Below are 12,032 nucleotides of genomic sequence, written 5' to 3'. Positions count from 1 at the left end.
GAGATGATAAGATGGTCAATATAACAGATGTAAAACAGATTCTTCAATTTGCAATAGATGCGGAGATTAAAGTCTTTCTTGATGGTGGCTGGGGTGTAGATGCTCTTCTTGGATATCAGTCAAGAGCCCATAATGATATTGACATTTTTGTAGAAAAGATCGATTATCAGAACTTTATAGAAATAATGAAAGCTAATGGCTTTTATGAGATTAAGATGGAATATACAACATTGAACCATACTGTATGGGAAGATTTGAAAAACAGAATTATTGATTTGCATTGTTTTGAATATACGGACGAAGGTGAAATTCTTTATGATGGGGATTGTTTTCCGGTAGAAACTTTTTCGGGTAAAGGAAGAATTGAGGAAATAGAGGTTTCCTGTATTGAACCATATAGTCAAGTAATGTTCCATCTGGGATACGAGTTTGATGAAAATGATGCACATGATGTGAAGTTATTGTGTGAGACACTTCATATCGAAATTCCAAATGAGTATAGATAACTGCAAATAACAGTTTGTAGGGGAGTTCTGATACTCCCCTATAAAAATGGCTATTTATCAACTGTTTGTTGTGACATAGCCTTTCATTATTTAAGCAAAGGAGCAATACCGCCGCATTTACCAGAGTCCAACGAACAAAATTTAGTTGTCATTGAAGCCTTTTTAGAAGCTGCAAAGCGCTATGCCCGCGGCGGATATGATGTAATTGTAGATGGAATTGTCGGGCCGTGGTTTTTAGAACCATGGAGAGCCCTTGTTCGAGAAGATTATGAAGTACACTATATTGTTTTAAGAGCCAGTAAAGAAGAAACTATGAAACGAGCTGTGGAACGTTCAAAATTAGACAGAAAAACAAATGTTGAATTAGTAGAAACAATGTGGGAGCAATTTTGTAATTTGGGGATATATGAATCGAATGTTATAGAAACGACAACCTATTCTATCCAAGAGGCTGTTTTTGCAGTAAAAGAAAAAATTTCAAGTGGAGCCGCATTGCTATCTTAAACGATTTCTAAAAATCGAAATTTCATTTATCAGAGAAATAGCAAAGCCAGTTAACGGTCAAGATGAACGGCGCATTTCATGCGCCGCCGTTGACCGTTCCGTCTGGCTTTGCTGATGGGCAATCAAGGCGGGAAAGCCCTAAAATGGCTTCCCGCCCATTTCAATTATGAGAAAAGAAACACTCCAAAATCAGAAAGAGAGCGGCCAAGCACTTTGAGGGATTGGTCGCCTTGTTCACCCATTCAGCGGAACGGCGGGTGGCGGTCAAGGCCGGGTGTAAGCCCGTTCATTTCAGCCTTGACGGTTGCCCGCTGTCCTGTTACTTTTCCGGGAGTGTAGCCACAACTTCGGGACACTTTGTCCACAAGTCGGAGCGTAGGACGAGGGACGGGGGCTTTCATATACGCCCAGTCTGCTGTTGAAACCAGACCTGTGCTTACGGCTCTACGCCACGCAAGCACAGCCCTGTTTTCCTGCCGCTCCAAATGCCCTTGCCCTCCCCGGCGGCAACGGCATTTTCACGGCAACGCCGACAGAGCGTATAACACACTACACTTTGCTTCGCAAAGTCGTGTGCCAAATGGGGGCGTTGCCCCCTTTGGAAACCCCCACAAGAAAAGGCGGTACGCTACCCCTCCACGGGGCGCATACCGCCTTTTCTTGTTATCCAGCCCTCCGGCTGTATCGGTTGAGCAAAAGTCAGCGTGGGATTGATGTGGTATCTTTATCTAAGTGAACCCCCGGACTCCCATTTGCTCACAGACTGTCTGGTAATTCCAATCTCTGCCGCCAGCTGTTCCTGGGACATTCCCTCTTTTCTCCTAAGTTGGATTAGTTTTTCTCCAAACTTCATGTTCTCCAATCCTCCTTTTGTGATATAGACGAACCATAGCATTATTATATCACAAAAGCAAGAAAACAGCGGTTGGCACATTGTCAACCACAGGTTGCGGCAGGAAAATTTTGAGTTTTTCCTTATATTTTAAATGAAAAAGACAGGAACATCTCTCCTGTCTTTTTACATATAATACCAGAAAACTTCACATCGAAAAAATCCAAGTATGGATTAAAAAATTTTCTAGTTTGTCCAAGATAATTGTAGTTTTTTCTTCGTTATTTTAAAATTCCCCGGTACATATCCTGGAAAATTCCAGGCGTTTCTTTCAAGTCATCAAAAGTTCCCCTCTGAACGATGCTGCCTTTTTCCATAACAATAATTTCATCACAATGTTCCAATGTCGTAAGACGATGAGCAATGGAAAGAATGGTCGTATGATACATCTCTTTCATATTTTCAATCTCCCGCTGGATCATTTTTTCCGATGTATTATCCAGGGCAGAAGTTGCTTCATCCAAAATAAGAATCTCTGGTTTTCTCAAAAAAATCCGGGCAAGGGCAATTCTCTGCCTCTGTCCGCCAGACAGATTGCTTCCTCCCTCTGAAATGAAAAAATCATATTTCCCCGGAAGTCTTTCAATCACAGATTCCAGATTAGCTTTCCGCGCAGCTTCCTTCACTTCTTCCAGCGATACTTTCCGCCTCATGCCATAACAGATATTATGAAACACCGTATCCGCAATTAGAAACGGAGTCTGAGGAACCAGGGCAATGGTTTCCGCCAGATCCGGACGGGTCATCTGACTTAGTTCTTTTCCTCTGATCCAGATCTTCCCCTGGTAAGGCTCTAATCTGGCAATTAATTTTATCAGCGTGGACTTTCCGCATCCGCTTGGTCCTGCAATGCCGATAAATTTTCCTTTTTCAATAGAATAATCAATCGAATGCAGGATTTCATCTTCTTTTTTCTCCGGATAAGAAAAAACAACTTTTTCCAGACAGATCTCCGGCGCTTCATTTTCCGGTATATTTTTCCCGGATTCCAGGGCTCTGTAAGAAAAATCTTCTGGTATTTCTACAATATCAAAATAATCTCCCGCCAGCACCATACTCTCTGAAAATTCATCTAAAATACGATGAAGCTCTCTTAGAGGGCTCGTAAGCTGATTAAAACATAAATAAGTTGCCAGCACCGTTCCAATACTGATCACATTCTTTGCTGCAAGAAAAATGGAAATTGCAATTACGATCACATGGAAGACCGCCTCATTGATAAATTTCATACAGTCATAAAAAGCCATCGCCTTATGATGCTTCATTTCTTTTTCCCGAAGCTGTTCTGACCGTTCTTCGATCCTGGACGTCTCAAGTTCAGCGCAGTCCATAATGCGGATCGTCTCAATACCGCCAAGCAGTTCCACCATAGTGCCATCCATGGCCGCCTTTGTATTCATCAGTTCCACCCGGATGCCTTTCTGTGTGGAAATCTGACGGAAAACAATAAACGTCCCAAGAGGAATTACAAGAATTACAATGCATGCTACCGTTACCGGAAGCTTTACAAAAATCACAATGATTGCTGCGATTCCGCTCGCCACCGCCGGAGCAAAATCCATAAAGATCAATTTGATCAGTCTGGAGGTCCCTTCCAGATTTCGATTCAGCCTGCCATGGATATTTCCTGTCATATGACTCCGGAAATACATAAGCGGTGCTTTCAAAAGAGCCTGTGTCGCTCTTTGCCGGGCAGACTTTTCGATGTATGTTGCCGTGTCTTCCACCATCAGCCGCCGAATGACTTTGATTGTTTCATTGCTGACATTTGCAATCAGAATAAAAAGCAAAACCGGAACAACCGTCTGAAAATGAATCTGATCTGCTTTCAAAATCGAATCTGTCAGATATTCCACTGCTATTGGCGTGACCTGTGACAGCCCGGCTGAAACTGCCAGAATCACCAGCACTCCGGCAAACTCTATTTTCTGCTTCCGCTGCAGAAATCCAAATAGTTTTTTCAGGATTTCCCCTTTTTTCCTGCTTTCCATTTCCGTTTCTCCCTCTTCTTATTTGTATATAATAAAATCTCCTGGAATTAAGCCCAGGAGATCTTATCTTTTATCTTGTGGAATATGGTCATTCCTATTTTATTATTTTACAACCAGGTTCACAATTCTGCCTGGTACATAAATTTCTTTCACGACATTTCCTGTAATCTTGTCAGCAAGAGCTTCTTTTGCCTTGGCTAATACAGAATCCTTCGCTTCATCGGCGCCGATTACAACTTTTCCTCTTGCTTTTCCGTTGATCTGTACGGCAATCTCGATCTCATCTTCTTTCATGGCTTCTTCATCATATTTCGGCCATGTCTGCTCGAAGACGCTTTCCTCATGACCGAGCATCTCCCAGAGTTCTTCTGACAGATGCGGTGCGAACGGAGCTAACAGCACAACTGCCGTCTCCAGAGTTTCCTTGTCTACACCGTCTTTCTTTGCCATGGCAGTCAGCTTGTTGGTGTGTTCCATAAATCCACTGACTACTGTATTCAGGCTGAAGTTATCCAGGCGGGTTGTGATATCATAGATCAGTTTGTGGCGTTCTTTCAGAAGTTCCTTATCGGCTTTTACGCCGCTGTCTTTCTGATCCATCACTAATTTGTAGAATTTCGTCAGGAAACGGTAAACGCCATCGATTCCGCTTTCATCCCACTCTGCGTCCAGTTCAGGCGGACCTACAAAGAGTTCATACATTCTCAGGGAATCGCATCCGTAATCTCTAACAAGATCATCCGGAGATACTACATTTCCTTTGGATTTACTCATCTTAATGCCGTTCTTTCCAGTGATCATTCCCTGGTTAAACAGTTTATGGAACGGCTCATCGAAATCGATCACTCCGATATCATACAGGAATTTTGTATAGAATCTGGAGTAAAGCAGATGCAGCACAGCATGTTCTACACCGCCGATATACATATCCACCGGAAGGTATTTGTCTGCTTTTTCTCTGGAAACCAGTTCTTTGTCATTCTTGTTATCAATATATCTTAAGAAATACCAGGAAGATCCTGCCCACTGAGGCATGGTATTGGTCTCTCTCTTAGCCGGTTTTCCACAGACCGGACACTTGCAGTTGACCCATTCCTCAATATCAGCCAGCGGAGATTCTCCTGTTCCTGTCGGCTCATAGCGGTCTACATCCGGCAGAGTTAACGGAAGCTCTTCTTCCGGTACCGGAACAGCCCCGCAGTCCGGACAATGAACGATCGGAATCGGTTCTCCCCAGTAACGCTGACGGCTGAATACCCAGTCGCGAAGTTTATAGTTCGTTGTCTTCTTTCCAACTCCCATCTTCTCGATGATCTCAGGCGCTTCTTCTTTCAGTTCCGCAGATTCTCTTCCATTCCAGTCACCGGAATTGATCATGATTCCGGAAGCTTCTGTATAAGCTTCTTCCATATTTTCAATTTCTTTTCCGTCTTTTGCGATAACCTGAATGATCGGAATGTCAAATTTCTTTGCAAATTCAAAGTCACGATCGTCATGGGCAGGAACACACATGATCGCTCCTGTACCATAGTCTGCCAGTACATAATCAGACAGCCAGATCGGAACTTTCTTTCCATTGATCGGATTGATTGCATAGCTTCCTGTGAAAACTCCGGTCTTTTCTTTATCCTGCATACGGTCTACAGAAGATTTCAGAGATGCCTGGTAAATATATTCTTCCACTGCTTCTCTCGTCTCATCTGTTGCCAGACTCTTTGCCAGTTCATGTTCCGGAGCAAGCACCATGAAAGTTGCTCCGTGAAGAGTATCCGGACGTGTTGTATAAACCGTGATCTTTTCATCTCTTCCGTCTACCTGGAAATCAACTTCCGCGCCATGGCTCTTGCCGATCCATTCTGTCTGCATCTTCTTAACTTTCTCCGGCCAGTCAAGTTTGTCCAGATCATTTAGAAGGCGATCTGCGTACGCTGTGATCTTTAACATCCACTGACGCAGATTCTTCTTGGTAACATCAGCGCCGCAGCGTTCACATTTTCCATTTACGACTTCTTCGTTGGCAAGTCCTGTCTTACAGGAAGGACACCAGTTGATCGGCATTTCTTTTTCGTATGCCAGACCTGCTTTAAACATTTTTACAAAAATCCACTGTGTCCATTTGTAGAAACTTGGATCTGTTGTATTTACTTCCATATCCCAGTCATAGATTGCTGAAATCTCATTGATCTGACGCTTGATATTTTTAATATTCTGCTCTGTGGAAATTCTCGGATGGGTTCCCATTTTAATCGCATAGTTTTCTGCCGGCAATCCAAACGCATCCCATCCCATTGGATGGATGACATAGTATCCGTTGAGCATCTTATAACGGCTCCATACATCACTGATCACGTAGCCTCTCCAGTGTCCTACATGAAGTCCGCTTCCTGATGGATACGGGAACATATCCAGGCAGTAATATTTCGGCTTCTTTCCATCGTTTACATTCACCGGATGGCTTTCCCAGTGTTTTCTCCATTTTTGTTCAATTGCCTTATGATTATAAGGTGTTGCCATATTTTTCTCCTCCTGCCGTATTCAAGTCTCGCTCCTGCGGATTCCTGTACTGTCCGCGGAGTCGGTATCGTTCTTTTCATGAATTCTTCTAACTAATTTATTTTATCACATTAAGCAAAAGTGTCAACTGTCCAAAATACTCTTTATGCGGTGCAAAATCCATTTTTTTCTTGTAAAATAAAAACAGTATGATATGATTAAGTCATAAATCATCAAAAGGAGGATCCTATGATTACATTTAATCATTTTAATTTTAATGTTCTGGATCTGGACAAAAGTGTAGAATTCTACAAAAAGGCTCTGGATCTGGATGTAGTGCGGGAGAAAAACGCATCTGACGGAAGTTTCAAATTAGTTTATCTGGGAGACGGAAAAACTTCTTTCACTTTGGAACTTACATGGCTGAAGGACCGTACAGAACCATATAATCTTGGAGATGAAGAATTCCATCTGGCCATGGCATCTGATGATTTTGATGCTCTGCACCAGCGTCATAAAGAAATGGGATGCATCTGTTTCGAAAATCCGGACATGGGAATTTACTTTATCAATGATCCGGACGGCTACTGGATCGAGATTGTCCCTGCAAAATAGCAGCATTCACAGATACAAAACGGGAATCCGGTTTTCTGCCGGATTCCCGTTTTTCCATTCTTCGATTTTCACTTTATCTCCATGGTTCTTTTTTCTCTTTTACAAGAAATACTGCGATCAACAACAGCACTGCGGTTGCAAAAGACATGGCCAGAAAAGCAGTGTTCAGTCCATGCATCTGCGCTCCGCTTCCATAAGAAGCCGCAGAAGCTGCTCCGACTGCAGTCATGATTCCTGAGAATACTGCAGATCCCACAGCACCGGCAATGGTGCGCAGTGATGTAAGAAGAGCGGTTCCATGCGCTGTCTTATAACTGTCAAATCCACTGACGCCCCATGTAACCAGCGGCATCATCAGACATCCGATGGAAATGCAGCGGATCACATTATAGAATGCAGCAATCCAGATGGAAGTTTCCATAGTAATCAGAAACATTCCTATGTTGCTCAACAGCATACAGACCGCACCTGCCACAAACAGTTTTTTCATTCCAAGCTTATCATAAATTTTTCCCGCAAACGGACTGACAACTGCCATGGCCAGAGATCCCGGAAGGGTCACCAGGCCGGAAACCGTTGCAGAATACCCCATAACAGTCTGTACATACAGCGGCATAATGATGGATGAACCCATCATAACCAGATAAAGCAGCATACTTCCCGCAAGACTTAAGGCAAATTTATAATCTTTCACAATCCGCATTTCCAGGAATGGCTCTTTCAAATGAATCTGGCGTCTCACGAAAACCACGAATACAATCACCCCAACAGCAAGAATAACCCAGTTGGCCATATTTGTGATTCCCTGTCCGCTCAGATTTCCAATTCCGAGGGTAACGCCTCCAAACGCTACCGCGCTCATAACAAAAGAGGATACATCAAATTTTTGTTTCTTTGTTTCCAGTACATCCCGGAATACAATCAGCGCAAAAACAAAAGAAACCGCCATAATCGCTGCGTCAATGTAAAAAATCATCTGCCAGCCGAAAGAGTCTACCAGAACTCCTGCCAGTGTAGGGGCGATTACCGGCGCCGCTCCCACAGATAACCCATACCAGCCCATGATTGTACCCCTCTTGTCTTCCGGGAAAACCGTCAGCAGGATGACCTGCGCCATAGATGTAAGAATTCCATTTCCAGATGCCTGGAGAATTCTTCCCACCATCATAACCGGGAAAGAAGGCGCCAGTACACAGATCAGCAGCCCTGCGATAAACAATCCGATCGCTGTCACATACAGTCTCTTTGTCGGGAACCGGGTAATGAGAAAAGCTGTCAGCGGCATCATGATTCCCATGGCCAGAGAATATCCGCTGGTCAGCCACTGCCCGGTTGCAATGGTAAGGCCGAAATCTTCCATGATCGGCGGCAGTGCCGTTGTCAGAGCCGTAGCAAGCATGGAAGACGCGATACAGGTGATCATAATATTAATAAATATCAGCATTTTCTGTCTATTTGTCATTATCTTTTCTCCTCTCATGGTACTGTCTGATCTTAAAGAGCAGCCCATACAGTGTTTCTTTTTCCTCTTCACTCAAAGGTTCAAAAATAAGGCTGTGAAAACGGCTCTGGCCGGCACGGCAGTGTTTTGCCGTCATCATTCCACTTCTTGTCAGGGAAACCAATACGCTTCTCCTGTCCTTGGCTGAGTGTTCTTTTTTCACAAATCCTCTTTGCTCCAGCTTAGAAATCAGCTCACTCAGAGATGCCGGCCGAATTCCCATTTCTTCTGCCATCTCTTTTTGTTTTACACTTCCATGTTCTTCCAGATAAAAAAGGCATCGGCACTGCCCCATGTGGGAAAATGACGGGCCCTTGCTGCCAGAAGAAGTATACTGACTGATTCTGGCGGCTGAAAAAAACAGATCTGCCAGTTCGTCGTCTGTGTGCTTCATACTTTCATCCCTTTCTTTTTCACTACAGAATTCCTTTATTTTCAGTGCTTCTCCCTGCCATCTAAGTCTTGTGCCAGAATCTTTCGCTGCACAAAAATAAGGTACCTAATTAACGAATTATAATTAGGTACCTATCATTTGTCAAGATTTAATTTTTTCTATCTGCAGTTCTTCAGGAAAGCTTCATAACCTTTTTCTACTTCATAAATGTCAGATTTGCTCGTAATTTCCCATGGCGCATGCATGCTCAAAACCGCAACTCCACAGTCAATGACATTCATGCCATAAGAAGCCGGGATGTACGCAATGGTTCCTCCACCGCCCTGATCCACTTTTCCAAGTTCTGCTGTCTGGAATGCCACTTTTTCATCATCGAAAATTCTTCTGAGTTTTGCGATAAATTCCGGATTTGCATCGTTGGAACCGGATTTTCCTCTGGATCCTGTATATTTATTAAGCACAAGACCTTTTCCAAAGTATGCCGCATTTTTCTTTTCCATCACATTTGGATAGTTCGGATCAAATGCCGCGCTGACATCAGAAGAAAGCATATAGGAATTCTGCAGGGTTCTTCGCAGCACCAGTTCACTGTAAGATCCGTTCAGTGCCATCACTTCCGCAACGGTATTTTCAAAAAATCTGGAGTGCATGCCGGTTGCTCCCACGCTTCCGATTTCTTCTTTGTCCACCAGGATACAGCAGGATGTTCGCTCCGGTTCTTCTACATTCAGCATTGCCGCAAGAGAAGTAAAGGCACAGACTCTGTCGTCCTGACCGTAGGAAATGACCATGCTCCTGTCCAGGCCAAAATCTCTTGCTCTTCCTGCAGGAACCACTTCAATTTCCGCAGACAGGAAGTCTTCTTCTTCGATATTGTATTCTTCTTTTAAAAGATCCGTCATCTGTTTCTTCACAGCATCTTTTTCTTCTCCTTTTAGAGGACGGCTTCCAATCAACACATTCAGATCTTCTCCCTCTACTACGACACTGGCTTTCTTCTCCATCTGTTTGCCTGACAAATGAATCAGGAGATCCGTAACGCCAACTACCGGTTCGTCTTCCTTTTCACCGATACAGATATCAATCCGTGTCCCATCTTTTTTTACTACCACGCCATGCAGCGCCATTGGAAGGGTTACCCACTGGTATTTTTTCACTCCTCCGTAATAATGAGTATCCAAAAGAACCATTTCCGTATCCTCATACAGCGGATTCTGTTTCAGATCCAGACGCGGAGAATCAATATGTGCCCCTAAAATATTCATTCCTGCTTCCAGCGGTTCTTTTCCGATCTGAAATAAAACAATTGCTTTTTCCATCCAGGTTCGATACACTTTATCTCCCGGCTTTAATTCCTCTCTGTTATGAATCATCTCTTCCAGATCCCGGTATCCGGCTTTCTGCGCCATCTTTACAGACTGTCTTACACATTCTCTCTCGGTTTTTCCTGAAGAAAGAAATTCTTTGTAATCTTCTGTCAAATCCGTAAGTTCAATCAGGTCTTTTCCTTCATAGGTCGTCCATGCATTCTTTCTTTCCATTATAATGTCTCCTTCCATTGTTGTTCTTTAAATCCAGTTAAAACAAAATCATCTCCGATCACCAGCGGGCGTTTCACCAGCATTCCATCCGTTGCAAGAAGGGTTAACTGTTCATCTTCTGACATATCAGGAAGCCTGTCTTTTAATTTCAGTTCCCGATATTTCATGCCGCTGGTATTAAAGAAGCGTTTCAAAGGAAGCCCGCTTTTTTCATACCACTCCTTTAATTCTTCTTTTGTCGGATTTTCCTCAATGATATGGCGGTCTTCGTATGCGATTCCATTTTCATCCAGCCACTTTTTTGCTTTTCTGCAGGTACTGCATTTTGGATATTCTAAAAATAACATAGCGATCTCCTTTCATTTTTCAGTTCATTTTTATCTTATCACAGAAATTAAAAAAAATACAGACAGGGCACTCCCTGCCTGCATCAAAGGGAATATTTCTCAATGGCGCTCCCGAGATACCACCAGTAATCTTTCCGCTCGACATCCTCCCGGGCTGTTATTTTCGTTTTGGCGACACATTGTTTCCCAGCCATATAAAAAATTTCTCCGATCACATCCCCCTGTTTTACCGGCGCTTCCACTTTTTTCGGCAGTCTGCATTTGATCTTTACTTCTTCTGATTTTTTCATTAAAATCTTTACTTTCTTTTTGCCGGCATTTAGTCCTACATATGACTGGGTTCCTCCTATGACCGGTATTTTTGCAACAGCACTGGTATCCGGCTGAATTTCCCGGTATTCATAATGTTCTGTACCGTAAGCAGCCAGCACTTTCACATCTGTCCATTTATAACTCTTATGAGGCGGCCAGCCGCTCGCCAGGACAACTGCGATCATTCGGATCCCTCCCTGCTCGAAAGCACCCACATAACAATATCCGGCTTTGGATGTATACCCTGTCTTTCCGGAGATCGCTCCTTCCATCGAAGAAAGAAGCGAATTATGATTCGTACAGGTAAAACTGCGTTTTCCGGATGCATCATGAAAAGAGTAAGATCCAGTCCGGGTGATTTCCAGAAACTTTTCATTTCTGATACATTTTTTCATGATCACAGCCAGATCATATGCTGTTGTCCCATGGCTTCCACCGTCATCCGACGCATCCAGTCCGTTGGGTGTGACAAAATGAGTGTTTTTGGCACCTGCCTTTTTTGCTTCCTGATTGATTTTTTCTGCAAATTTCTCTGTGGATCCCTCTGCATGTTCTGCCAGCACTACTGCGCAGTCATTATAAGATTCCAGCATCAGGCCATACAAAAGATCTTTGACTTTATATTTTTCTCCTTTTCGGACTCCCAGGCGGACCTGAGGCTGGGACGCCGCATTCTGAGAAACTTCCGCCTCTTCTTCCAGGTTGCAGTGCTCGATAATGTACAGACAGGTCAGGATTTTCGTTGTGCTGGCATTTGCCATCTTCTTTTTCTCTGATTTTCCATATAATACTTTTCCGCTTTCCGCATCCATCAGAACTGCCGCCTTTGCGTACAGCTTTACATCATCTGCCTGCACACGGATACTGCTGCACAGCAGTACAATTCCAACCAAAAAAGAAATGATCCTCTTCATATTTCCTGTCCTTCCCGTTCCA

The 12,032-nt window shown here is 43.5% G+C and carries 11 protein-coding genes; 3 read left to right on the top strand and 8 right to left on the bottom strand.

Annotated features, from left to right (window positions below):
• The first annotated feature begins 11 nt into the window (after positions 1–11).
• Together lnu(C) and JMF81_RS01175 are read left to right on the top strand one after the other, a co-directional pair.
• Positions 12–506: a lincosamide nucleotidyltransferase Lnu(C) gene (gene lnu(C), locus JMF81_RS01180; protein ID WP_058962568.1), complete on the top strand. Its 495-nt coding sequence runs from the start codon at positions 12–14 to the stop codon at positions 504–506.
• Positions 507–1,010, top strand: coding sequence for a phosphotransferase-like protein (locus JMF81_RS01175; protein WP_441169890.1), 504 nt, complete (start codon positions 507–509; stop codon positions 1,008–1,010).
• Positions 1,011–1,734: 724 nt separating this feature from the next.
• Here JMF81_RS01175 and JMF81_RS01170 read toward each other — a convergent pair.
• From JMF81_RS01170 to leuS, 3 genes are all read right to left on the bottom strand, one after another.
• Positions 1,735–1,863 carry a helix-turn-helix transcriptional regulator gene (locus JMF81_RS01170; protein WP_330611406.1) on the bottom strand — a complete coding sequence of 43 codons (129 nt, stop codon included), beginning with the start codon at positions 1,861–1,863 and terminating at the stop codon, positions 1,735–1,737.
• A gap of 260 nt (positions 1,864–2,123) precedes the next feature.
• Positions 2,124–3,893, bottom strand: coding sequence for an ABC transporter ATP-binding protein (locus JMF81_RS01165; RefSeq protein WP_201309646.1), 1,770 nt, complete (start codon positions 3,891–3,893; stop codon positions 2,124–2,126).
• Positions 3,894–3,995: 102 nt separating this feature from the next.
• Positions 3,996–6,407, bottom strand: coding sequence for a leucine--tRNA ligase (leuS, locus tag JMF81_RS01160; protein ID WP_201309645.1), 2,412 nt, complete (start codon positions 6,405–6,407; stop codon positions 3,996–3,998).
• A 228-nt stretch (positions 6,408–6,635) separates the two neighbouring features.
• Between leuS and JMF81_RS01155 the strand changes: the two genes are divergently transcribed.
• Complete coding sequence (locus JMF81_RS01155; RefSeq protein WP_201309644.1) at positions 6,636–7,001, top strand: VOC family protein; 366 nt, start codon at positions 6,636–6,638, stop codon at positions 6,999–7,001.
• 73 nt (positions 7,002–7,074) lie between these two features.
• On the opposite strand, the gene JMF81_RS01150 is transcribed toward JMF81_RS01155, so the two are convergent.
• From JMF81_RS01150 to JMF81_RS01130, 5 genes are all read right to left on the bottom strand, one after another.
• On the bottom strand, positions 7,075–8,463 hold the full coding sequence (locus tag JMF81_RS01150; RefSeq protein ID WP_243282501.1) for an MDR family MFS transporter: 1,389 nt from the start codon (positions 8,461–8,463) through the stop codon (positions 7,075–7,077).
• Positions 8,453–8,896, bottom strand: a complete 444-nt coding sequence (locus JMF81_RS01145; protein WP_201309642.1) for a MarR family winged helix-turn-helix transcriptional regulator — start codon at positions 8,894–8,896, stop codon at positions 8,453–8,455. The genes JMF81_RS01150 and JMF81_RS01145 overlap by 11 nt, the downstream gene beginning before the upstream one ends.
• Before the next feature lie 158 nt (positions 8,897–9,054).
• The gene (locus JMF81_RS01140) at positions 9,055–10,437 is read right to left on the bottom strand and encodes an aminopeptidase (RefSeq protein ID WP_201309641.1); all 1,383 of its coding nucleotides are present in this window, start codon (positions 10,435–10,437) and stop codon (positions 9,055–9,057) included.
• Positions 10,437–10,784 (bottom strand): arsenate reductase family protein, encoded by a 348-nt coding sequence (locus JMF81_RS01135; protein ID WP_201309640.1) that lies wholly within the window; start codon positions 10,782–10,784, stop codon positions 10,437–10,439. Before JMF81_RS01135 ends, JMF81_RS01140 begins: the two co-directional genes overlap by 1 nt.
• A gap of 83 nt (positions 10,785–10,867) precedes the next feature.
• Positions 10,868–12,010, bottom strand: coding sequence for a D-alanyl-D-alanine carboxypeptidase family protein (locus JMF81_RS01130; RefSeq protein ID WP_201309639.1), 1,143 nt, complete (start codon positions 12,008–12,010; stop codon positions 10,868–10,870).
• Positions 12,011–12,032: the final 22 nt, after the last annotated feature.

Origin of the sequence: Anaerostipes butyraticus, assembly GCF_016586355.1 — a bacterium.
In the GTDB taxonomy this organism is placed as follows: domain Bacteria; phylum Bacillota; class Clostridia; order Lachnospirales; family Lachnospiraceae; genus Anaerostipes; species Anaerostipes butyraticus.
The sequence above is the reverse complement of the archived record's forward strand: the minus strand, read 5'-3'. Positions and strand labels throughout refer to the sequence as shown.